This window comes from Stenotrophomonas sp. SKA14 (genome assembly GCF_000158575.1).
Lineage (GTDB): Bacteria > Pseudomonadota > Gammaproteobacteria > Xanthomonadales > Xanthomonadaceae > Stenotrophomonas > Stenotrophomonas forensis.
The window spans coordinates 2242937-2264800 of the sequence record NZ_DS999412.1 but is presented as its reverse complement, the minus strand read 5'-3'; the positions used below and the strand labels follow the sequence as shown (position 1 = coordinate 2264800).

The following is a 21864-nucleotide window of genomic DNA, read 5'->3' as shown; positions in this document are numbered from 1 at the left end:
AACGTGGGCGCCTACCGCAGCCCGGTCTCGTTGCGGGCGATCACCAGGCGCTGGATTTCCGAGGTGCCTTCATAGATCTCGGTGATCTTGGCATCGCGGAAGTAACGCTCCAGCGGCATTTCCTTCGAATAGCCCATGCCGCCATGGATCTGCACCGCCTGGTGGGTGATCCACATCGCTGCTTCCGACGCGGTCAGCTTGGCCACCGCCGCTTCGGTGCTGAAGCGCTTGCCCTGGCCCTTCACCCATGCAGCGCGCAGGGTCAGCAGCAGGGCTGCATCCAGCTTGCACTTCATGTCGGCGATCTTGGCCTGGGTCATCTGGAAAGTACCGATGGCCGCGCCGAAGGCCTTGCGCTCCTTCACGTATTCCAGGGTCGCTTCATAGGCGGCCCGTGCGATGCCGATGGCCTGCGAGGCAATACCGATACGGCCCGCGTCGAGCACGCTCATGGCGATCTTGAAGCCCTCGCCCTCCTGGCCCAGCACATCTTCTGCCGCGGCCACGTAGTCGTTGAACTCGATCTCGCAGGTGGCCGAAGCACGGATGCCCAGCTTCGGTTCGGTCTTGCCACGACCGAAGCCGGCCTTGTCGGTATCGATGATGAAGGCAGTGATGCCACGCGCGCCCTTTTCCGGTTCACTCATCGCGAACAGCACGATGTACCTGGCCACCGGGCCGGAGGTGATCCAGCTCTTCTTGCCGTTGATGACAAAGGTGCCATCGGCCTGCTTCACCGCGCGGCAACGCATTGCGGTCGCGTCCGAGCCCGACTGCGGCTCGGTCAGCGCGAACGCACCGATGGCCTCGCCCTCGGCGATCGCACGCACATAGGTCTGCTTCTGCGCCTCGGTACCATGGGTGAGGATGCCGTTGCAGAACAGCGAATTGTTGACCGACATGATGGTCGAGTGGGCTGCGTCGGCGGCGGCGACCTCCACCATCGCCAGCACGTACGCAACCGGGTCCATGCCCGCACCGCCGTATTCGGTCGGCACTTCGATGCCCATCAGGCCGTTCTCGCCGAGCAGGCGGATGTTGTCCAGCGGAAACTCGCCGGTACGGTCGTGATGCTCCGCACTCGGGGCAATCTTCTCCTGCGCGATGCGCCGCGCCACGTCCTGCAGCATCAACTGTTCTTCAGTAAAGCTGAAATCCACAACACCCTCCCGGGTACATGAAGTTATGGGCCGCGCACTGCGCGCCCAGGTACCCCGATTGTACCGGGGCCCGGTCGCCTCCGTACGCCAGCGACTTGACCGCGACAGGCCCTCTCAGCGAATATATCTCTATATCGCGATAGGTAGATATTTATGGATCTTGAAGACTGGTCGACCCGCCTGAAGGTGTTCGCCGATGCGACCCGCGTGCGCCTGCTGGCGCTGCTGGAGCAGGAAGAGCTGACCGTGGCCGAGCTGTCGGCGATCACCCGCCTGGCGCAGCCGCGCGTGTCTACGCACCTGGCACGCCTGAAGGAAGCCGGCCTGGTCCGTGACCGCCGCGCGGGCGTGTCGGCCTACTACCGCTTCGACGAGGCCCAGCTGGACCCGGCGCAGCGCGCATTGTGGCACGCCTTGAGCAACGGAAGCGATGACCCGCTGCTGCGCCAGGATGCCGAACGGGTGGCCGCAGTGCTGGCCCACCGCGCCGCCGACCAGAACTGGGCCGACAGCGTGGCTGGCGACATGGAACGCCACTACTCCCCGGGACGCACCTGGGAGGCACTGGCCCGGACCGCGCTGCCGCTGCTGGAGACCGGCGACGTACTCGACATCGCCTCCGGCGACGGCGTACTGGCCGAACTCGTCGCCCCCCACGCCAAGCGCTACATCTGCATCGACACCAGCGCACGCGTGGTCGCCGCGGCCAGCGAGCGCTTGCGCCGCCTGCCCAACGTGGAAGTGCGCGAGGGTGACATGCATGCCCTGCCGTTCAAGGACGGCAGCTTCGACCTGGTGGTGCTGATGCATGCGCTGACCTACGCCAGCAAACCGGCGCAGGCGGTCACCGAGGCCGCACGCGTGCTGCGCTCCGGCGGCCGCCTGCTGCTGTGCAGCCTGGCCCGCCACGAGCACAAGGCGGCGGTGGAGGCCTACGGCCACGTCAACCTCGGCTTCAGCGACAAGGAGCTGCGCAAGTTCGTCGACAAGGCCGGCCTGCAGGTGTCCAGCCTGGAAACAGTCACCCGCGAGAAGCGTCCGCCCCATTTCGAAGTGATTTCGCTGATCGCCAACAAGCCCTGAGCTGGAGACCGCATGTCCGCCCTGCCCTGGTTGCATCCTGATCGTGCCGATGCCCTGCTTGACGCGCTGCGCGAGCGGATCCTGATCATCGACGGTGCGATGGGCACGATGATCCAGCGCCACGGCCTGCAGGAGGACGATTACCGTGGCGAGCGTTTCGCGGGTGGCTACGACCATGCCCATGGCCCCGGCTGCGACCACGGCATGCCGGAAGGCCATGACCTGAAGGGCAACAACGACCTGCTGCTGCTGACCCGGCCGCAGGTCATCGCCGACATCCACACGGCCTACCTCGAAGCCGGCGCGGACCTGGTCGAGACCAATACGTTCAACGCAACCTCGGTCAGCCAGGCCGACTATCACCTGCAACACCTGGTGTACGAGCTGAACAAAGCGGGGGCCGCAGTGGCACGCGCGTGCTGCGATGCGGTCGAAGCCACCACGCCGGACAAGCCACGCTTCGTCATCGGGGTGATCGGCCCGACCAGCCGTACCGCTTCGATCAGCCCCGACGTCAACGACCCGGGCTACCGCAACACCAGCTTCGACGAGCTGCGCGACACCTACCGCGAAGCGATCGAGGGCCTGATCGACGGGGGCGCCGATACCCTGATGGTCGAAACCATCTTCGACACGCTCAATGCCAAGGCCGCGCTGTACGCACTGGAAGAGGCCTTCGATGCGCGCGGTGCACGTTTGCCGGTGATGATCTCCGGCACCATCACCGATGCCTCCGGACGCACGTTGTCCGGCCAGACCGCCGAGGCCTTCCACGCGTCGCTGGCGCATGCGCGGCCGCTGTCGATCGGGCTGAACTGCGCATTGGGTGCCGCAGCGATGCGACCGCACGTGGAAACCCTTTCCCAGGTTGCCGGTTGCCACGTCAGCGCCCACCCCAATGCCGGCCTGCCCAATGCCTTCGGCGAGTACGACGAAACGCCCGAAGAAATGTCGGCCACCCTGCGTGGCTTCGCCGAGGATGGCCTGTTGAACCTGGTCGGCGGCTGCTGCGGTTCCACCCCCGACCACATCCGCGCCATTGCCGAAGCGGTCGCCGGCCTGCCGCCGCGCGCCCTGCCCGGCAACCAGGAGCAGCAGGCCGCATGAGCACCCCGTCGTATACCCGCCTGTCCGGCCTGGAACCGCTGGTCATCACCCCGGACCTGCTGTTCGTCAACGTCGGTGAGCGCACCAACGTCACCGGCAGCGCGCAGTTCCGCAAGCTGATCAAGGAAGGCCGCTACGAGGAAGCCGTCGATGTGGCCCGACAGCAGGTGGCCAGCGGCGCGCAGATCCTCGACGTCAACATGGACGAGGGCCTGATCGATTCGGAAGCGGCGATGACCCGCTACCTCAACCTGATCATGTCCGAGCCGGACATCGCGCGTATTCCGGTGATGGTCGATTCGTCCAAGTGGAGCGTGATCGAAGCCGGCCTGAAGTGCCTGCAGGGCAAGAGCGTGGTCAATTCGATCTCGCTGAAGGAAGGCGAGACGCAGTTCCGCGAACACGCACGCAAGGTGCTGCGCTATGGCGCCGCCGCCGTGGTGATGGCCTTCGACGAAAGCGGCCAGGCCGATACCTGCGCGCGCAAGGTCGAGATCTGTACCCGCGCCTACCGCATCCTGGTCGACGAGATCGGCTTCCCGCCGCAGGACATCATCTTCGACCCGAACATCTTCGCCGTCGCCACCGGCATCGAAGAGCATGACAACTATGCGGTCGACTTCATCGAAGCCACCCGCATCATCAAGCAGACGCTGCCGCACTGCCATGTCTCCGGCGGCGTCTCCAACGTGTCCTTCTCGTTCCGCGGCAACGAGTCGGTGCGCCAGGCGATCCACTCGGTGTTCCTGTACCACGCGATCGCCGCGGGCATGGACATGGGCATCGTCAACGCCGGTGCGATGCCGATCTACGATGAGCTGGAGCCGGAGCTGCGCGAGCGCGTCGAGGACGTGATCCTCAACCGCCGCAGCGACGCCACCGAGCGCCTGCTGGAGATCGCCGAACGCTACAAGGGCAGGAAGGGCGCGGCGAAAACCGAAGACCTGGCCTGGCGCGGGAAGCCGGTGGCGCAGCGCCTGGCGCATGCGCTGGTGCACGGGCTGGATGCGTACGTCGAAGAAGACACCGAGCTGGCCCGGCAAGCCGCCAGCCGACCGCTGGACGTGATCGAAGGGCCGCTGATGGATGGCATGAACATCGTCGGCGACCTGTTCGGTGCCGGCAAGATGTTCCTGCCACAGGTGGTGAAGTCCGCGCGCGTGATGAAGAAGGCGGTGGCTTACCTGCTGCCTTACATCGAGGCAGAGAAGGCACGCAGCGGCGATTCGGCCAAGAGCAATGGCCGCATCATCATGGCCACGGTGAAAGGCGATGTGCACGATATCGGCAAGAACATCGTTGGCGTGGTCCTGGCCTGCAACAATTTCGAGGTGATCGATCTCGGCGTGATGGTACCGGCGCAGAAAATCCTCGATGCCGCACGCGAGCATCATGCCGACATCATCGGCCTGTCCGGGCTGATCACCCCCTCGCTGGAAGAGATGAGCCATGTCGCTCGCGAGATGCAGCGCCAGGGCTTCGACCTGCCGCTGCTGATCGGCGGCGCCACCACCTCGCGCGCGCATACCGCGCTGAAGATCGACCCGCACTACCAGGCTCCCACGATCTGGGTGAAGGACGCCTCGCGCGCGGTCGGTGTTGCGCAGTCGCTGATTTCGCGCGACCTGCGCGACGCCTTCGTCGCCGCAAACGAGGCCGACTACGCTGAGATCCGCGCGCGCCACCGCAACCGAGGCGATGCCAAGCGCCTGGTCTCGCTGGAACATGCACGCGGGCAGAAGTTCCAGGGCGGCTGGGACACCTACACGCCGCCTGCACCCAACCAGCCCGGGCTGCATGTGTTCGACGACTATCCGCTCGCGGAGCTGGTCGACTACATCGACTGGACCCCGTTCTTCCAGGCGTGGGAACTGGCCGGCAAGTTCCCGGCCATCCTCACCGACGAGATCGTCGGCGCCCAGGCCAGCGACCTGTACCAGGACGCCCGCGAGATGCTCGATCGCATCGTCGATGAAAAGTGGCTGACCGCCAAGGCGGTGTTCGGGCTGTGGCCGGCCAACAGCATCGGCGACGACGTGCGCGTGCAGCACCCGCAGGGCGAAACCACCCTGCACTTCCTGCGCCAACAGGTCGACAAGCCGGCCGAGCGCCCGGACTTCTGCCTGGCCGATTTCGTTGCCCCGGCCGACAGTGGCAAGCAGGACTGGATCGGCGCCTTCGCGGTCACCGCTGGCATCGGCATCGATGCGCACGTGGCGCGCTTCGAGGCCGAGCATGACGACTACAACGCGATCCTGCTGAAGGCGCTGGCCGACCGCTTCGCCGAGGCCCTGGCCGAGCGCCTGCACCAGCGCGTGCGTACCGGATTCTGGGGATACGACCACGCCGAGGCGCTGTGCAACGAAGCCCTGATCGACGAGCAGTACCGCGGCATCCGTCCGGCACCCGGCTATCCGGCCTGCCCTGAGCACAGTGAGAAACGCCGCCTTTTCGACCTGTTGCAGGCCGAGGCCAATGCCGGCATGGAACTGACCGAGAGCTTCGCCATGCTGCCCACGGCCGCTGTCTCGGGCTACTACTTCAGCCACCCGCAGAGCCAGTACTTCGTGGTCGGACGGCTCAGCCGCGAGCAGGTCGGCGACTACGCCCGGCGCAAGGGCGTGGACCGCGCCCAGGCCGAACGCTGGCTGGCCTCCAATCTCGACTACGACCCCGAATGACACACAAAGGGGACGGAGGGGATCAAGTCGTTTGTGGCACAAGCGACTTGATCCCCTCCGTCCCCTTTTTGCTTCATCATTCCGCGATGACCGTTCCCGTTGCCCGTCTCTCCAGCTTCTACCTGTTCTACTACGCGGCGCTCGGCGCGTTCACTCCGTACTGGAGCCTGTTCCTGACCGCGCGCGGCATGAGCGTGACCGCGATCAGCGTGATGATGGGGCTGTGGTACGCCACCCGCGTGGTCGCGCCCAGCACCTGGACCTCACTGGCAGCGGCTTCGCCACGACCGATCCGCCTGCTGCGCATCGGCTGTGTACTGACCCTGCTCAGCTTTGCCGCCTTCCTGCTGCCCTTGCCACAGCCGTGGATGTACCCGGCGATGGTGGTGTTCTGCTTCTTCTACAACGCGGTGATGCCGCAGTTCGAATCGATCACCCTCACCCACCTGGGCAGGGACAGCCATCGCTACGGGCTGATCCGGGTCTGGGGATCTCTCGGTTTCATCGCCATCGTCACCCTGTTCGGCTGGCTGATCGAAGGTGACGGCTCGGCCAGCCGTGCCGGGCTGCTGCCGTGGATGATGCTGCCGCTGTTCGTCCTGCTGGTGGCATCCGCCTTCAGCAACCAGTACGCACGGGGTATCGGCAAGGCCGAGGGGGACTCCAGCGGCTTCTGGCAGATCGTGCGGCGCCCGCCGGTGCTGGCGTTCTTCCTGGCCGCGTTCATGGAGCAGCTGTCGTTCGGGCCGTACTACACGTTCTTCTCGGTCTACATGGACCATCACGGCTACCGCACGTCCACGCTCGGCCTGCTGTGGACCGTCGGCGTGGTGTTCGAAGTCGGCGTGTTCTTCACCATCGGCCGCTTCTTCCGCCGCTACGACGCCAGCTGGATGCTGCTGATCGCCCTGGTCAGCTCCTGCCTGCGCTGGGCGGTCACCGCGCTGTTCCCGGAAAACCTGCCGGTGATGCTGCTGGCGCAGACCGCGCACGCGCTGGGCTTTGCCGCCTTCTTCGCGGCCGCGATGCAGATGCTGGCGACCTACTTCCCCGGCCGCCTCAATGGCCATGGCCAGGGCCTGCTGTATGGGTTCTCCTCCGGCGTCGGTGGCGTGCTGGGTGCGCTCATCGCCGGCCAGCTGTGGAAGATCGACGACGGTCGCACCGCATTCCTGGCCGGCAGTGGCTTCGCTCTGGTCGGTGCACTGCTGTGCTTCTTCGCGCTGAGCCTGCCGCTGATCCGTGCGCGACGGAACGGCCGCGCGCGCTGACCCCTTCCCGGTTCAGCGCTGCAACAGCACCTGTTGCAGCGAGGGCAGCAGCACGCGATTGCCATGCGCACTGAGATGATCGCCATCAAAGAACAGCGGGCGGCCATCGCGTTGCGCGGGACACAGCGCGTCGTCGCACAGCACCGGCATCGGGTCCCACAGCGCGCCGCCTGGCAGGCCATCAACCACCTGCTGCAGGCTGCCCAGCATCGGTGCCCGCAGCACTTCCATCGCCTCGCGTGTGCTGTCCAGGCCGTTGCGACAGACCTCGTTGCGGGCATTGAAGCGGTCCGAGCAACGATAGGGAGGCGCCGGCAGCACCGGCTTGGGAGCCTCCAGCACGATGCGCACTCCGCGCTCGGCCAGTGGCCTCCACTGCGTGATCGCCTCGGCCACTTCGGCCTGGCGCCCTGCCGCCGCTTCCGCAGTCCGCTCGCCCGCCAGCTGCGCCTGTGCATCGAACAGCACGAACTGATCGGACAGGCGCGGCACCCGCAACGACACCAGCACCACGGCATCCCCCGGCTGCGCACGCCGCGCGATGTCGGCGAACACCGCGGCATCGAAATCAGCGCAACCGGCACCGGCGCCGCGCCATTTCTGCAGGCTCACCTGCGGGCATCCGCCGCGGCCATAGAGAGAGACCTCCGAGCCGGTTTCCAGCGCCAGCCGCTGCAACAGCTCGATGTAGGCCATCGCATGCGAATCACCGGCAACGAACACCCGCTTCGGCGCACCGACCGGCAGCGGGCTGTCGCAGTCTCCACGAGCAAAGGTCCGCGCACTGCCGCCTTCGAAACGATGCTTGGCGGCCACCAGGGCGCAATCGGGATAGTCACCGGCCACGCTCTTGCCATTGGGATACCAATCGGCAGGATGCCGGCTGACCGTGCTCAACGACAGCCGCGGCGCCTGCAGGTAGAGCACTGTCTGGATGCCGGCGGCGCACAGCAATACGACCACGCCAGCCAGCACCCAACGCCCGGGACGCAGGCGCTGCGCAAACGTGCGGCGGAACGGCTGTTCCACCCAGCGCCACGACAGCCATGACAGCAGCAGCACCAACGCCATCGCAGCGGTCATCTGCCAGGGTGTCTGCAGGCCCACGGTCCAGCGCATCAGCACGAACACCGGCCAGTGCCACAGGTAAAGCGAATATGACAGCAGGCCGACGCGGCGCATCGGAGTGCTGGCCAACAGGCGCGCCACCCATGCCTGCGGATGATGATGCAGCGCCCACAGCAGGCCTGCGGCGGCGAAGGCCGGCAGCAGGCCGTCAGGCCACGGCGAACGCCCTGCACGCGCGGACCACAGCGCCCACCCCAGCAGGCCCAGCGCCACCATGGCCAGCAGGGAGAACACTGGCGCAGCGCGCTTCAGTACCTGGCCGGATGCCGGGTCCAGCGATTCGCGCACATGCAGCAGCTGGAACAGCAGCACGCCCACTCCCAGTTGCCAGAGGCGGGTGCTGGTGGCATAGAACGCCCACGATGGCGGCGCCTCGCGCAGGCCCAGTACCGCAGCGTGCAGCAGCGACGCCATGCTGACCAGTGCGAACAGACCCAGACTAATCCAGCGCCCGCGTGTACCACGCGCCCAGGCCAGGAACAACAGCGGGAACAGCAGGTAGAACTGCTCTTCCACGCCCAGCGACCAGGTATGGGTGTAGGGATTGAACTCGGCCTTGGGTGCGAAGTAATCGTTGCCGATCGCCGCCAGCACCCAGTTGCTGAAGCCGAAGAACGCCATCAGCCCGGTCTTGTCACTGGCTTCACTGAGCCAGGACTCCGGAATGAACAGCACGCTCGCCACGGCAGTCAGCAACAGGCAGGCCAGCAGTGCCGGCGCGATGCGACGGATGCGGCGCGCATAGAAGCGCAGCATCGACTGGCCCAGCGACAGCGGCGGTAGCCGGTGTACCGACGCGCTGACTACGAAACCGGAGATGACGAAGAACACATCCACGCCGGTGAACCCGCCTGGCAACCAGGCCGGGTCCAGGTGGAACACGATGACAGCCAGCACGGCGATCGCACGCAGGCCGTCAATGTGCGGCACGTAGCCGCGGCTCGGATCAGCGGTCATCCCTTCCCCCACGGCCGCGACGGCAGCGCGCCCGCGGCGGTCACGCGTTTACCAGACCAGATCGTCCGGCACCTGGTACTGCGGGTCCGCGTACGGATCTTCCTCGGCCGGCGCGTTCGGGTCGACCTTCAGCGCGACCGACGCGGCGAACACCGCTTCGGACTGTGACAGCACCTCGGCGGTCACCAGCAGGTAACGGCCATTGAGCTGCACCACGCCCAGTTCACCGGCATTGAGCGCGGTCAGCTGTTCGGCCGTCACGTAGATGCGCTTGATCTTGCCGCCATACGGGAAGTGGCGGGCAATGTCCGCCGCTTCGGCATTGAGGCTCTTGTCCTTCAGCAGTTCTTCCAGCTTGGCCTTCGCCTCGCGGCGGATGCGTGCTTCTTCCTGCTTCAGGCGCTCGGTCTCGATGCGCTCTTCCTTTTCCTTCTGCGCACGGATGGCGTAGGCCTTGGCCAGGTCCATCTCTTCGGCGCTGCGCGGCTTGCGCGGGCCCTGCTGGCCGGGGCCACGCGACGGGCCGGGCTTGCCGGCGCCGCCATGACCATGGCCACGACGCTCGCCGGGCTTCTGTTCGCCCTTGCCAGCGCCCCGCGGCTTTCCATTGCCATTGCCACCCTTGCCCTGCGGGCGGCCATCACGGCGGGGGCCATCATTCTTGCGCTCGGGCTTGGGTGCGGGCTTGAAGCCCAGACCCATCAGCTGGTCGCGGAGGGTATCGCTCATAGGGTTCGGATCAGTAGTGCGGCGGCGGCGGTTCGCTCGCCGGATCGGAAGAGTTCAGTGCGTTGCGGACCTTGCCCAGGTCTTCCAGCAGCACGCGCAACACATCGGCGTTGCGCATGCCCTGCATGCGGGCATCGGCCAGCGCATCGCTCAGTTCGGCCAGCGCCTGTTCCTGGAAGGACACGCGCATTTCCAGCTCGACCAGGCGCGCTTCCAGCGCCTGCTCGCGTTCGGTTGGCAGCAGATCAGACATGCAGCGAGCGCCCCCGGCCGATGCCGTAGTAGGCCAGGCCTGCCGCTTCCACTTCAGCCGGCTCGTACAGGTTGCGCCCGTCGAATACCGCCGCGTCCTTCAGCTGCTCGCGCAGCTTCTGGAAATCGGGGCTGCGGAACTGCTTCCACTCGGTTACCACGACCAGCGCGTCGGCCCCCTGCAGCGCGTCATCGGCACTGTTGCAGAACACCAGGTCATCGCGCTCGCCGAAGATCCGCTGCGATTCATGCATGGCTTCAGGGTCGTAGGCACGCACGGTGGCGCCCCCTTCCCAAAGCTGTGCCAGCAGGCGGCGGCTGGATGCCTCGCGCATGTCGTCGGTATTCGGCTTGAAGGCCAGGCCCCACACGGCAAAGGTCTTGCCGCGCACGCCTTCATCCTCGCCCCTGTCGTAGTGACGCTGGATGAGGGCGAACAGATGCCCCTTCTGCGATTCGTTGACCGCCTCCACCGCGTTCAGCAGCTTCGGCTCCAGGCCATGCTGCTGGGCGGTGCGGGCCAGTGCCTGCACGTCCTTCGGGAAGCACGAGCCACCATAGCCGGCACCCGGGTAGATGAAATGCCAGCCGATGCGGGGGTCGGAGCCAATGCCCTGGCGGACCTGCTCGACGTCGGCACCGACGCGCTCGGCGATGTTGGCGATTTCGTTCATGAACGAAATCTTGGTCGCCAGCATCGCGTTCGCCGCGTACTTGGTCAGCTCGGCCGAACGCACGTCCATTTCCACCACGCGGTCGTGGTTGCGGTTGAACGGCGCATACAGGCGGCGCATCACCGCCACCGACTCTTCGCTGGTCGCACCGATGATGATGCGGTCCGGGCGCATGCAGTCGGCGACCGCGTCGCCTTCCTTCAGGAATTCCGGATTGGACACCACGTCGAAGGTAATGTCCGCGCCACGTGCGGCCAGTTCCTCGGCGATGGCGGCACGCACCTTGTCGGCCGTGCCGACCGGCACCGTCGACTTGTTGACCACCACGGTCGGCACACTCATGTGCCGGCCGATGGTGCGGGCCACGGCCAGCACGTACTGCAGGTCCGCGCTGCCATCCTCGTCCGGCGGGGTGCCCACCGCGATGAACACCACCTGGCCATGCTCGATGGCGGCCGCCGCATCGGTGGTGAACGCCAGCCGCGACGCGGCATGGTTGGCCTTCACCATCGGCTCCAGGCCCGGCTCATAGATCGGGATGATGCCCCGGTTGAGGCCATCGACCTTGGCCTGGTCGATATCGACGCAGACCACCTGATGACCAACGTCGGCCAGGCAGGTGCCGGTCACCAGCCCTACATAACCGGTACCGAAAATCGCAACGCGCATGTCCGTGCAGGCTCCGTGGTCGCTTACGGCAGGACGCCCAGCAGCTCGACGTCGAACGTCAGAGTTGCGTTCGGGCCGATCGGGCCACCCGGGGTGCCGTTTTCGCCGTAGGCCAGGTTGCCCGGAATCCAGAAGCGGTACTTCGAGCCCACCGGCATCAGCGCGACGCCTTCGGTCCAGCCCTTGATCACCTGGTCCAGACCGAACTCGGCCGGCTGGCGGCCGTAGGAGCTGTCGAACACGGTGCCGTTGAGCAGCTTGCCTTCGTAGTTCACGCGCACCTTGCTGCTCGGCAGCGGACGCTCGCCGCTACCCGGGCGGATGATCTGGTACTGCAGGCCCGACGCGGTGGTCACCACGCCCGGCTGGGTCTTGTTCTTGGCCAGGAAGGCATTGCCTTCTTCGCGGTTGGTCTGCGCGGCTGCGGCGGCCTTGGCCTGCATTTCAGCCTGCTTGCTGCCCATGAAGGCCTGGATGGTGGCGGTCGCGTCAGCTTCCGTCATCTTGGGCTGGCCCTTGTTCAGACCGGTGCTGATCGCGTCAAACAGCGAGGCGACGTCGATGTCGTCCTTCAGCTGCGCCAACGACGGACCGACCGAGTACGAACCGATCATCTGCGACACCTTGACGCGATCGACCTTCGGCGGCTGCGAACCCGGCGCAACGCCCGGTACCTGCTGGCCACTGCGGGCCATCACGACCTGGCGCAGGGCGGCATCGGTGGCCTTGGCCTGTTCCTGGGTGATCTGCGGCTGCAGGCCTTCGAACGAGCGCTCCACCGCGGTACGCAGGGCGGCAACGTCGATCTCATCGGCAATCGGGGTGAACGACTTGGCCACGTCCAGGCCGATGGCGTAGCCGAGCTTCTGCTTGGGGGAATTCAAGGTTGCGGTCTCCTTGGCGGCTGCGGGGGCAGCCGGTTGTTGCGACAGAGCGACACCCGAAGTGCCCATCGCCAGAATCAGAACCGACGCCGCGGCGCCGCGCATTCCCATCTTCATTCGCTGCATTCCTGGAAGTGTCTGGGCGCCGACGTCGGCGCGAAAAGAAACATTGTCGCACGCATGCCAGAGATGTCGAGGCATGCGTGCCGGATATCAATGCGTGGCCGCTGCGGCCAGTGCCTTGTCGATGGCCGCGGTCAGCTGCGGATCGTCCGGCGTGACCTTGCTGGCGAACTGGGCGATGACCTTGCCATCGCGGCCGACCAGGTACTTGTGGAAGTTCCAGCCCGGCGCGACGCCGGTCGCAGCGGTCAGCCGCTGGTACAGCGGCGTGGCCTCGGCCCCGACCACGTGCACCTTCTCGAACATCGGGAACTTGACGCCATAGGTCAGCGTGCAGAAATCCTGGATCTGCTTTTCGTCACCCGGCTCCTGGCCCTTGAAATCGTTGGACGGGAATCCGAGCACGGCGAAGCCGCGGCCGGCATAGCGCTTCTGCAGCGCCTCCAGGCCTTCGTATTGCGGCGTGTAGCCACACTTGCTGGCGGTGTTGACCACCAGCAGCACCTGCCCGTGGTAGCGCTGCTGCAGGTTGACCTGCTGCTTGCTGGCCAGTGGCCGGTACTCGAGGTCGAGCAGATCGGCCGCCAGGGCGCTGGCCGAACCAGCAACACCGGCCACGATCAGGGCCAGCAGGGACAGGCCGCGCATGCGGCGCGGGGAAACGGTCGACAGAGGCATCAGGAACAGTCCGCGGTAGCCATTCACAGGGCCCGGCCGCTACCGGCCGGGAATCGGCCGAACTATAGCACCGGGCCCCTGCCGCCCTGATGGCGCAGGCCCGGGATGGCTTTGCGCGGCATGGCGTTTGCCTGGACCAGCTTCCAAGCGCAGCACAGTGATGACATCGCATGGACATCACTGAATGGGAGCAAGATCGCGCCCTTGCCGCACGACAGATTTATTTCCCTTTATAATCAATTGCTTGTTTTGATATTTCGGCGATATGACCACCCCTGCCATCAGTTGGGGCCGGCAAGGACTTGCACGGCGGCGTGCCGGTGTTATAGTTGCATACAACACCAGTCACCTGAGACAGGGGGAAGCCATGAACACCCGGATGCATCGCAAGCTCACCGCGCCTGCGGTCACTGCAGTTTCCACCCTGCTCGTGCTGACCTGGCTGGCCGTGCCCGCCTCCCCCGCCACCGCACTGCCCTCCGCCAGTGCACAGGACACAACCGCTTCGCCGGCAGGGAACGCCGACTCCTCCCCCCCTCCCCCGCGTCGGCTGCACAGCTCCCTGTCCATGCCGTATTTCTCGTTCGCCCAGCCGCTGACCCCACGGAGCTGAATATGAGCGACATCCAGTGGAGCGACGGCGCTCCCATCTACCGTCAGTTGAAGGAGCGTGTGATCGCCATGATGCTCGACGGAATCCTCAAGCCGGGCGATGCCCTGCCTTCGGTGCGCCAGGTGGCCGCCGACTATCAACTCAACCCCATCACCGTTTCACGCGCTTACCAGGAACTGGCCGATGAAGGCCTGGTCGAGAAGCGCCGCGGCCTGGGCATGTTCATGACCGAGCAGGCGGCCACACAGCTGCGCAGCAGCGAGCGTGACCGCTTCCTCAACGAAGAATGGCCGGCGGTGCTGGAGCGCATCCAGCGCCTGGGCCTGAGCCTCGACGAATTGCTGCCCCAGGGGAAAGTCTGATGAATAGCACTGCAAGCGAATCGGTCATCACCGCCCGAGGCCTGCGCAAGGCCTACAAGACCACGGTCGCCCTCGACAATGCCAGCTTCAGCATTCCGAGCGGACGCATCGTCGGCCTGATCGGCCCCAACGGCGCGGGCAAGACCACCGCGTTGAAGGCCATCCTCGGCCTGACCTCGGTGGAAGGTGAGCTCAATGTGCTCGGCCGCGACCCGCGGCTGCACCGCGACGAGCTGATGAACGACATCTGCTTCATCGCCGACGTTGCCGTGCTGCCGCGCTGGCTGAAGGTGCGCGAAGCCATCGATTTCGTGGCCGGCGTCCACCCGCGCTTCGACCGCGCCCGCTGCGAGCGCTTCCTGGCCAACACCAAGCTGCAGCCCAGGCAGCGCGTGCGCGAACTGTCCAAGGGCATGATCGTGCAGCTGCACCTGGCACTGGTGATGGCCATCGATGCCCGCATCCTGGTGCTGGACGAACCCACCCTGGGCCTGGACATCCTGTACCGCAAGGAGTTCTACCAGCGCCTGCTGGAAGACTACTTCGACGAGCAGAAGACCATCATCGTCACCACCCACCAGGTGGAGGAGATCGAGCACATCCTCAGCGACGTGATGTTCATCCGCGATGGCCGCATCGTGCTCGATGCGGAAATGGACGACGTCGGCCAGCGTTACACCGAGCTGCTGGTCAATGCCGACCAGCTGGAAACCGCCCGCGCGCTGAAGCCGATCGACGAGCGCAGCCTGGCGTTCGGCAAGACCGTGATGCTGTTCGATGGCGTACCACGCGACCAGCTTTCGACCCTTGGCGAGACCCGCATCCCGGGCCTGGCCGACCTGTTCGTCGCCATCATGAAGGGGACCTACGCATGAATGCCGTCAACCACCCCGTCAGTCCGCTGGGTACCCTGCGCTGGCTGCTCAAGCGCGAGTACTGGGAAAACCGCGGCGGCTTCCTCTACGCGCCGCTGATCGCCGGCCTCATCTCGCTGGTGATGAGCAGCATCGGCATCGCCTTCGGCCTGTTCGCGCTGAACCGCGCGGCACGCAGTGGCGGGCTGCATGTCGATGGCGAAAGCGTCAACGTCAATGGCCTGGACCTGGCACTGCTCACCCGCAACATCAACGGCAAGGACCTGGCCGACCTTGGCAACGGCCTCGACCTGACCCTGGTGCTCAGCTCGGCCTGGCCGTTCCTGGTGCTGGCCTTCGTGGTGTTCTTCTATTGCCTGGGCGCGCTCTACGACGACCGTCGCGACCGCAGCATCCTGTTCTGGAAGTCGCTGCCGCTGTCGGACACCCAGACCGTGCTGTCCAAGGTGATCAGTGCACTGATCATCGCACCGTTGATTGCCGTGATCGCCGGCATCATCACCATGTTCGGCTTCATGCTGGTGATCAGCCTCGTTGCGCTGGCCCACGGCGGCAGCCCGATGACGCTGATCTGGGGGCCGGCCAGCCCGCTGACCCTGGCCGCCGGCCACCTGGCCTGGATTCCGGTCTATGCCCTGTGGGCCCTACCCACCGCCGGCTGGCTGCTGTTGTGCTCGGCCTGGGCGCGCACCAAGCCGTTCCTGTGGGCGGTGATGCTGCCACTGTTCGCCGGCGTCATCATCAGCACCACCAAGGTCATGCCGCTGATCGGGCTGACCACCGGCTGGTTCTGGCAGAACATCGTTGGCCGCCTGCTGCTGGGTGCCGTTCCGGGCATGGACCTGGTGTACCGCCTCAGCGCCGGTGAAGGTTCGCGTCGCGATCTCGAATCGGTGGTTGGCCTGATGTCGCCGGCCTCGCAGCTGAAGTCGCTGGCGATGCCGGAACTGTGGATCGGTGCCGCCGTCGGTGCAGTGTTCATCTTCCTCGCCATCCGCCTGCGCAAGCGCGCCGGCGAGATCTGATTCCATCCACCTGGAGGCACCACCCATGCGTTCCCTGCTCGCCTGTTCCGCGTTGTTGCTGTTGCCGCTGTCGGCACTCGCTACCGATGCCCCGAACTGCAAGTTCACTGCTGCGCGCACGTTGAAGCTGGATGTGGCCGGTGCCCGGGCGGTGGTGTTCGAAGTCAACCAGCATGACCTGAAGATCGTCGCCAGCAAGGGCGGTGGCCAGCTTGACGGTCGTGCCTGTGCCTCCAGCCAGGAGTGGCTTGATCAGCTGGTGCTGGACCAGCGCAAGGAGGGCGACAAGCTGGTGGTAAGCCTGCGCCGCGAGGGCCGCAACAGCGGCATCAGCCTCGGCAACAGCTACGCCTGGCTGGATATCCGCGGCAGCGTGCCGGACAACCTGCCGCTGCAGCTCAAGGTCGGCTCCGGCGACGCCAGCGTGGAGAACGCACAGTCGCTCAGCGTGGATGTCGGCTCTGGTGATGCGCTGGCCCGCGGCACGCGCGGCGACATCCATGCGGCAGTGGGTTCGGGCGACCTCAACATCGATGGCGGTGGTTCGCTGAACCTGCTGTCGCTGGGCTCCGGCGACGTCAATGTGCGCAATATCAGCGGTAACGCCAGCACCGGCACGGTCGGCTCCGGCGACCTGAAGATCAGCGATGTGCGCGGCAATGCCCGGCTGGATACCGTCGGTTCGGGCGACATCGAGTTCAAGCGCGTGCAGGGCAGCGTTGACGTCGGCGTGGTCGGCTCCGGCGGCGTCGACCTGGCCGACATCGGCGGCGATGTGCATGTCCGCAGCCACGGTTCGGGCGACATCCAGGTCGACGGCGTGCGCGGCAGCCTGACCGTCGACCACAGCGGCAGCGGCGATGTCGAGCACCGCAACGTCAGTGGCAGGGTCACCCTGCCGCGCGGCAAGTAACCTCTTCCAGACACCTACAGGGGACCACCATGAAGCTGTTGCGCCTGTTGCCTGCCACCCTGCTGTGCCTGCCGCTGATCGCCTGCGGTGGCACCTCCTCCTCATCGGACAAGACCGTCGGCAAGAGCGTCGCCGAAGCCACCAGCGGTGTCGGCGATACGGTCAAGCAGGCCATTGACGATGCCCGCAAGGAGATCACCGAGGGCAACATCAAGATTTCTTCGGCCAACCAGCCACGGGCCGAGATCACGCCCGACGGCCACCTGCTGATCGGCGGCAAGGATGTCCCGGTCGATGCCGGCCAGCGCCGTCATCTGCAGGCCTACCGCAGCCAGGTGGTGGCCGTGGCCGCCGATGGCATGGAGATCGGCGTGGCCGGTGCCAAGCTCGGCACCGATGCCGCCGGCGAAGCGCTGAAAGGCATCTTCAGTGGCGATACCGACGGCCTGGAGAAACGCGTCAATGCCCAGGCGGCAAAGATCGAGGCCCAGGCCAAGCGCATCTGCGAACGCCTGCCGGCGATGCTGGCCAGCCAACAGGCACTGGCGCGTGAACTGCCGGCGTTCAAGCCGTACGCAACCATGGACCAGAGCGACGTGGACGACTGCGGCAAGAACAACGGCGCCACGTTCTCCAGGTGAGTCAAATCAGCGCACCCGGCCGACCCTGGCATTCCACGGTCAGCCGGGCTGCGCTGGCGGGCTTACAATAGCGGCCCCGGACGCCCCCGAACCGAATGCCATGAAGAAGTTGTTCCTGCTGCTGACCGCCCTGCTCTGCCTGGGCCTGGTCGGCTGTGACAAGGATTACCGCAACCATCGCGCCGAGCGCGGCAAGCCGAAGATTTCCGTCAGCGAAGGCATGGTCACCGTGCGTCGCCCGCCGGCACCGAACATCATCATCCTCGGCGATGGCACGATGAAGGTGGACGAGATCCAGATTCCGCTGGACGACGCGCAGAAGCAGATGCTGCAGACCATGTTCGGCAAGCTGCAGGTGCTGCGCCAGAACACCCTGGTCGCCGCCCCGGCCGACCCGAACATGCAGCCGGTGAAGATCCAGCCGCCGGAGGGCATGGAGGTGATTCCAGCAGACCTGATCCAGCGCATCCCCGAATTCAAGGACTACACCGACACCTTCGGCAACATCGTCGCCGACCGCCGCTGAAGAAAAACGCCGCCCGAGGGCGGCGTTTCTGCGTGTGGTGGGTGCGGACCTTGCTCCGCACGCCGTTCGATCAACCGCCGGCGCCACCGCCACCGGCCTGGATGCCGCCGGCAGTCAGCGCAGCCGGGTCGAGCAGGCGACGCAGCTCGGCCTCGTCCAGGCCGCTGTCCTCCAGCGCCACGTCCAGCACCGGGCGCTGTTCCTTGTAGGCACGCTTGGCAATCGCCGCCGCCTTCTCGTAGCCGATGATCGGGTTCAACGCGGTGACCAGGATCGGGTTGCGCGCCAGCGCCTCGGCCACACGGTCCTCACGCACCTTCAGGCCGGCGATGGCGCTGTCGGCCAGCAGCGTGGACACATTGGCCAGCAATCCAATGCCATCGAGCAGGTTCACCGCGATCAACGGCAGGGTGACATTGAGCTGGAAGTTGCCGGTCTGCCCGGCCACGGTGATCGCGGTGTGGTGGCCGATGACCTGTGCGCAGGCCATCACCGTCGCTTCCGGAATCACCGGATTGACCTTGCCCGGCATGATTGAGCTGCCCGGCTGCAACGCCGGCAGTTCGATCTCGCCCAGCCCGGCCAGCGGACCGGCGTTCATCCAGCGCAGGTCATTGGCGATCTTGATCAGCGCCACCGCCAGCGCATTGAGCTGGCCGGACAGTTCAACCGCATCGTCCTGCGCGGCCAGGCCCTCGAACTTGTTCTCGGCGCTGTCGAACTTGAAGGACGTCTGCTGCTTCAGTGCCTTGGCCACCTGCGCGCCAAAGCGCGGGTCGGCATTGATGCCGGTGCCGATCGCGGTACCGCCCAGCGGCAGGCGGCGAACGCGCTTGAGGCTGTCCTCGATGCGTTCCTGTGCCGAGGCGAGCTGGGCCGACCACGCGCCGAACTCCTGCTCGAAGGTCAGCGGCATCGCATCCATCAGGTGGGTACGCCCGGTCTTGACCACCTTGCGCAGGCTGCGGCCCTTCTTGTCCAGGGTCTTGCGCAGGTGCACCAGCGCCGGCAGCAGCTGTTCATGCGCGGCCAGCACCGCCGACACGCGCAGCGCGGTCGGGATCACGTCGTTGGAGCTCTGCCCCTGGTTGACGTGGTCGTTGGGATGCACCGTGGTCTTGCCCGCCTTGCCGGCGCGGTTGGCCAGGGTGGCGATGACCTCGTTGGCATTCATGTTCGAGGACGTACCCGAACCAGTCTGGTAGACGTCGATCGGGAAATGCGCGTCCCAGTCACCGGCGGCCACTTCGGCGGCCGCGACCTGGATCGCCTTGGCCACGGTCTTGGGCAGGTGGCCCAGCTCGGCGTTGACGCCGGCAGCGGCGCCCTTGACCAGGCCCAGCGCGCGGATGAAACCACGCGGCATGCGCTGGCCCGAGACCGGGAAGTTCTGTACGGCGCGCTGGGTCTGCGCACCCCACAGGGCATCGGCAGGCACCTGCAGCTCGCCCATGCTGTCATGTTCGATCCGGAATCCCGGGGTGGCACCCTTGCTTGCAGCTTTGCTCATTGCATCAACTCCGCACTACTTCAGTTGGGGAAAGGGAAGCGGCGGCTGGCAGGGTGTCGCTTCCCGGGCTGGCGGCTGCGACAACGATACTCCCTTGCCTGCAGCGTGGGATGACGAGGGCGGGCCAGATCGTTCCGTCTGCGCGGCCGTTCTGCATGCTCCAGGGGGTAGTGCTGGCCGCTGGCCGGCACTCCATGGAATCGCGGGCCGGACGTGATTGCCGGCCAGCGGCCGGCACCACCACGCCGGCACGTCGTAGAATATGGCCCCCGCCGCTCGTCCCCGCCCTGCCGACATGTCCGATTCCGCCCTGCTCGCCCTGTCCCCGCTCGATGGCCGTTACGCCGGCAAGGTCGACGCCCTGCGCCCGATCTTCTCCGAATATGGCCTGATCAAGGCCCGCATCGTGGTCGAAGTGGAATGGCTGCTGGCCCTGGCGGCCGAGCCTGGCATCGTCGAGCTGGCGCCGTTCTCCGACGCTGCCGTCGCCCGCCTGCGCGCCCTGGCCGCCAACTTCAGCCCGGCCCAGGCCGCGCGCGTGAAGGAGATCGAGCGCACCACCAACCATGACGTCAAGGCGGTGGAGTACTTCATCAAGGAACAGCTGAAGGACGACGCCGAGCTGGCTCCGGCGCTGGAATTCGTGCATTTCGCCTGCACCAGCGAAGACATCAACAACCTCAGCTACGGCCTGATGCTGGAACAGGCCCGCCGCGAAGTGCTGCTGCCGACCCTGGACGGCATCGCCGCCACCCTGCGCACCCTGGCCCACGCCCAGGCCGGCCAGCCGATGCTGTCGCGCACCCATGGCCAGACCGCCTCGCCGACCACGCTGGGCAAGGAGCTGGCCAACGTGGTCGCGCGCCTGGAACGCCAGCGCAGGCAGATTGCCGCAGTCGAACTGACCGGCAAGATCAACGGCGCGGTCGGCAACTACAACGCGCACGTGGCCAGCTACCCGGACGTGGACTGGCCGGCCTTCGCCGAGCGCTTCGTGACCGGACTGGGGCTGGTGTTCAACCCGTACACCACGCAGATCGAGCCGCACGACAACGTCGCCGAGATCGGCGATGCCGCGCGCCGCGCCAACATCATCCTGATCGACCTGGCCCGCGACATCTGGGGCTACATCTCGCTGGGCTACTTCAAGCAGCGCCTGAAGGAAGGCGAAGTCGGCTCGTCGACGATGCCGCACAAGGTCAACCCGATCGATTTCGAGAACGCCGAAGGCAACTTCGGCATCGCCAACGCGCTGTTCGAGCACTTCAGCGCGAAGCTGCCGATCAGCCGCTGGCAGCGTGACCTGACCGATTCCACCGTGCTGCGTGCGCTGGGCACCGCGTTCGGCCACAGCCAGGTGGCGCTGGATTCGCTGGCCAAGGGCCTGGGCAAGCTGGAAGTGAACCCGCAGCGCCTGGACGCCGATCTGGACGCGGCCTGGGAAGTGCTGGCCGAGGCCGTGCAGACGGTGATGCGTCGCCACGGCCTGCCGAACCCGTATGAGCAGCTGAAGGCGCTGACCCGTGGCCAGGGCATCACCGCCGAGTCGATGCGGGCGTTCGTGCAGGGGCTGGAGCTGCCGGCGGATGCGAAGCAGCGTCTGCTGGAGATGACCCCGGGCAGCTACACCGGCCTGGCTGAGTCGCTGGCGAAGAAGATCTAAGGGGTTTCCTTTGCGGCGGCGGCCGCGGGCGCTGCCTGCGGCAGGCAGCAGCAACAGCAACGTCAACAGCGGCTCTGGGTTATGCCGTGCTTGGCGGGGCGGGTTGGGTTCGCGGGGGACGCCGTAAACCCCCCTCCGGGGTCCGGCCCAGCCGCTGGCGGCTGTGCGTTCGGGCGCTTGCGAAGCAGTGCTTCGCAAGCAAAGCGCCCTCACCCCTGGGGGCTCGATGGCGCCATCCATGGCGCCAACGGTCCCGCTGGCCCCTCCCGACCCACCTCTGACAGATTCCTGGTGACGGATCGAAGAGCATTGGGTTGTCGGGACGGAATTTGAAAGAGGG

19 protein-coding genes are annotated in these 21864 nt (G+C 66.3%); 11 read left to right on the top strand and 8 right to left on the bottom strand.

Features of this window, described 5'->3' with window-relative positions:
* Window positions 1-11 precede the first annotated feature (11 nt).
* Window positions 12-1160 carry an acyl-CoA dehydrogenase family protein gene (locus SSKA14_RS10320; protein ID WP_008265845.1) on the bottom strand — a complete coding sequence of 383 codons (1149 nt, stop codon included), beginning with the start codon at window positions 1158-1160 and terminating at the stop codon, window positions 12-14.
* Between the two features lie 153 nt (window positions 1161-1313).
* Between SSKA14_RS10320 and SSKA14_RS10315 the strand changes: the two genes are divergently transcribed.
* The 4 genes from SSKA14_RS10315 to SSKA14_RS10300 all read left to right on the top strand — a co-directional run bounded on the left by SSKA14_RS10315 (window position 1314) and on the right by SSKA14_RS10300 (window position 7302).
* The gene (locus SSKA14_RS10315; protein WP_006453029.1) at window positions 1314-2243 is read left to right on the top strand and encodes a metalloregulator ArsR/SmtB family transcription factor; all 930 of its coding nucleotides are present in this window, start codon (window positions 1314-1316) and stop codon (window positions 2241-2243) included.
* A 12-nt stretch (window positions 2244-2255) separates the two neighbouring features.
* Window positions 2256-3350 carry a homocysteine S-methyltransferase family protein gene (locus SSKA14_RS10310; RefSeq protein WP_008266056.1) on the top strand — a complete coding sequence of 365 codons (1095 nt, stop codon included), beginning with the start codon at window positions 2256-2258 and terminating at the stop codon, window positions 3348-3350.
* Complete coding sequence (gene metH, locus SSKA14_RS10305; protein ID WP_008264511.1) at window positions 3347-6031, top strand: methionine synthase; 2685 nt, start codon at window positions 3347-3349, stop codon at window positions 6029-6031. Before SSKA14_RS10310 ends, metH begins: the two co-directional genes overlap by 4 nt.
* 86 nt (window positions 6032-6117) lie before the next feature.
* A complete protein-coding gene (locus tag SSKA14_RS10300) occupies window positions 6118-7302 on the top strand; it encodes an MFS transporter (protein WP_008268267.1) in 1185 nt (394 codons plus the stop codon).
* Window positions 7303-7314: 12 nt separating this feature from the next.
* Here SSKA14_RS10300 and SSKA14_RS10295 read toward each other — a convergent pair whose 3' ends face one another.
* The 6 genes from SSKA14_RS10295 to SSKA14_RS10270 all read right to left on the bottom strand — a co-directional run bounded on the left by SSKA14_RS10295 (window position 7315) and on the right by SSKA14_RS10270 (window position 13396).
* Window positions 7315-9387, bottom strand: coding sequence for an acyltransferase family protein (locus SSKA14_RS10295; RefSeq protein WP_008265894.1), 2073 nt, complete (start codon window positions 9385-9387; stop codon window positions 7315-7317).
* Window positions 9388-9435: 48 nt separating this feature from the next.
* Entirely contained in the window at window positions 9436-10116 is a 681-nt protein-coding gene (locus SSKA14_RS10290) for a DUF2058 family protein (protein ID WP_008266148.1), read from the bottom strand.
* Between the two features lie 10 nt (window positions 10117-10126).
* Window positions 10127-10369, bottom strand: coding sequence for a SlyX family protein (locus tag SSKA14_RS10285; RefSeq protein ID WP_005410256.1), 243 nt, complete (start codon window positions 10367-10369; stop codon window positions 10127-10129).
* A complete protein-coding gene (locus tag SSKA14_RS10280; RefSeq protein WP_008266079.1) occupies window positions 10362-11711 on the bottom strand; it encodes a UDP-glucose/GDP-mannose dehydrogenase family protein in 1350 nt (449 codons plus the stop codon). Before SSKA14_RS10280 ends, SSKA14_RS10285 begins: the two co-directional genes overlap by 8 nt.
* A gap of 23 nt (window positions 11712-11734) precedes the next feature.
* Window positions 11735-12712 carry an FKBP-type peptidyl-prolyl cis-trans isomerase gene (locus SSKA14_RS10275; RefSeq protein ID WP_006453093.1) on the bottom strand — a complete coding sequence of 326 codons (978 nt, stop codon included), beginning with the start codon at window positions 12710-12712 and terminating at the stop codon, window positions 11735-11737.
* A 96-nt stretch (window positions 12713-12808) separates the two neighbouring features.
* Entirely contained in the window at window positions 12809-13396 is a 588-nt protein-coding gene (locus SSKA14_RS10270; protein ID WP_040009556.1) for a glutathione peroxidase, read from the bottom strand.
* A gap of 615 nt (window positions 13397-14011) precedes the next feature.
* On the opposite strand from SSKA14_RS10270, the gene SSKA14_RS10260 reads away from it, so the two are divergent.
* The 6 genes from SSKA14_RS10260 (at window position 14012) to SSKA14_RS10235 (ending at window position 18351) form a co-directional block, all read left to right on the top strand.
* Window positions 14012-14371: a GntR family transcriptional regulator gene (locus SSKA14_RS10260; protein WP_006453095.1), complete on the top strand. Its 360-nt coding sequence runs from the start codon at window positions 14012-14014 to the stop codon at window positions 14369-14371.
* The gene (locus tag SSKA14_RS10255; RefSeq protein WP_006453096.1) at window positions 14371-15246 is read left to right on the top strand and encodes an ABC transporter ATP-binding protein; all 876 of its coding nucleotides are present in this window, start codon (window positions 14371-14373) and stop codon (window positions 15244-15246) included. Before SSKA14_RS10260 ends, SSKA14_RS10255 begins: the two co-directional genes overlap by 1 nt.
* The gene (locus SSKA14_RS10250; protein WP_008266780.1) at window positions 15243-16271 is read left to right on the top strand and encodes an ABC-2 transporter permease; all 1029 of its coding nucleotides are present in this window, start codon (window positions 15243-15245) and stop codon (window positions 16269-16271) included. The genes SSKA14_RS10255 and SSKA14_RS10250 overlap by 4 nt, the downstream gene beginning before the upstream one ends.
* A gap of 25 nt (window positions 16272-16296) precedes the next feature.
* Window positions 16297-17184: a DUF4097 family beta strand repeat-containing protein gene (locus SSKA14_RS10245; RefSeq protein ID WP_008267040.1), complete on the top strand. Its 888-nt coding sequence runs from the start codon at window positions 16297-16299 to the stop codon at window positions 17182-17184.
* 29 nt (window positions 17185-17213) lie between these two features.
* Entirely contained in the window at window positions 17214-17825 is a 612-nt protein-coding gene (locus SSKA14_RS10240; RefSeq protein ID WP_008265726.1) for a DUF2884 family protein, read from the top strand.
* Between the two features lie 100 nt (window positions 17826-17925).
* The gene (locus tag SSKA14_RS10235; protein ID WP_008268359.1) at window positions 17926-18351 is read left to right on the top strand and encodes a hypothetical protein; all 426 of its coding nucleotides are present in this window, start codon (window positions 17926-17928) and stop codon (window positions 18349-18351) included.
* 70 nt (window positions 18352-18421) lie between these two features.
* Here SSKA14_RS10235 and SSKA14_RS10230 read toward each other — a convergent pair whose 3' ends face one another.
* The gene (locus SSKA14_RS10230; protein ID WP_006453168.1) at window positions 18422-19861 is read right to left on the bottom strand and encodes a class II fumarate hydratase; all 1440 of its coding nucleotides are present in this window, start codon (window positions 19859-19861) and stop codon (window positions 18422-18424) included.
* A 295-nt stretch (window positions 19862-20156) separates the two neighbouring features.
* Here SSKA14_RS10230 and purB point away from each other — a divergent pair, with 295 nt between their 5' ends.
* Window positions 20157-21524, top strand: a complete 1368-nt coding sequence (gene purB / locus SSKA14_RS10225) for an adenylosuccinate lyase (protein WP_008265897.1) — start codon at window positions 20157-20159, stop codon at window positions 21522-21524.
* The last annotated feature ends 340 nt before the right edge of the window (window positions 21525-21864 follow it).

Excerpts from the sequence above, each read along its gene's own strand:
- SSKA14_RS10235 (WP_008268359.1), top strand. The coding sequence starts at position 17,926 with ATGAAGAAGTTGTTCCTGCTGCTGACCGCCCTGCTCTGCCTGGGCCTG.
- SSKA14_RS10250 (WP_008266780.1), top strand. The coding sequence starts at position 15,243 with ATGAATGCCGTCAACCACCCCGTCAGTCCGCTGGGTACCCTGCGCTGG.
- SSKA14_RS10300 (WP_008268267.1), top strand. The coding sequence starts at position 6,118 with ATGACCGTTCCCGTTGCCCGTCTCTCCAGCTTCTACCTGTTCTACTAC.
- SSKA14_RS10255 (WP_006453096.1), top strand. The coding sequence starts at position 14,371 with ATGAATAGCACTGCAAGCGAATCGGTCATCACCGCCCGAGGCCTGCGC.
- SSKA14_RS10315 (WP_006453029.1), top strand. The coding sequence starts at position 1,314 with ATGGATCTTGAAGACTGGTCGACCCGCCTGAAGGTGTTCGCCGATGCG.
- SSKA14_RS10230 (WP_006453168.1), bottom strand. The coding sequence starts at position 19,861 with ATGAGCAAAGCTGCAAGCAAGGGTGCCACCCCGGGATTCCGGATCGAA.
- SSKA14_RS10270 (WP_040009556.1), bottom strand. The coding sequence starts at position 13,396 with ATGCCTCTGTCGACCGTTTCCCCGCGCCGCATGCGCGGCCTGTCCCTG.
- SSKA14_RS10275 (WP_006453093.1), bottom strand. The coding sequence starts at position 12,712 with ATGAAGATGGGAATGCGCGGCGCCGCGGCGTCGGTTCTGATTCTGGCG.
- metH (WP_008264511.1), top strand. The coding sequence starts at position 3,347 with ATGAGCACCCCGTCGTATACCCGCCTGTCCGGCCTGGAACCGCTGGTC.
- SSKA14_RS10240 (WP_008265726.1), top strand. The coding sequence starts at position 17,214 with ATGAAGCTGTTGCGCCTGTTGCCTGCCACCCTGCTGTGCCTGCCGCTG.
- purB (WP_008265897.1), top strand. The coding sequence starts at position 20,157 with ATGTCCGATTCCGCCCTGCTCGCCCTGTCCCCGCTCGATGGCCGTTAC.
- SSKA14_RS10280 (WP_008266079.1), bottom strand. The coding sequence starts at position 11,711 with ATGCGCGTTGCGATTTTCGGTACCGGTTATGTAGGGCTGGTGACCGGC.
- SSKA14_RS10285 (WP_005410256.1), bottom strand. The coding sequence starts at position 10,369 with ATGTCTGATCTGCTGCCAACCGAACGCGAGCAGGCGCTGGAAGCGCGC.
- SSKA14_RS10310 (WP_008266056.1), top strand. The coding sequence starts at position 2,256 with ATGTCCGCCCTGCCCTGGTTGCATCCTGATCGTGCCGATGCCCTGCTT.
- SSKA14_RS10260 (WP_006453095.1), top strand. The coding sequence starts at position 14,012 with ATGAGCGACATCCAGTGGAGCGACGGCGCTCCCATCTACCGTCAGTTG.
- SSKA14_RS10290 (WP_008266148.1), bottom strand. The coding sequence starts at position 10,116 with ATGAGCGATACCCTCCGCGACCAGCTGATGGGTCTGGGCTTCAAGCCC.
- SSKA14_RS10245 (WP_008267040.1), top strand. The coding sequence starts at position 16,297 with ATGCGTTCCCTGCTCGCCTGTTCCGCGTTGTTGCTGTTGCCGCTGTCG.
- SSKA14_RS10295 (WP_008265894.1), bottom strand. The coding sequence starts at position 9,387 with ATGACCGCTGATCCGAGCCGCGGCTACGTGCCGCACATTGACGGCCTG.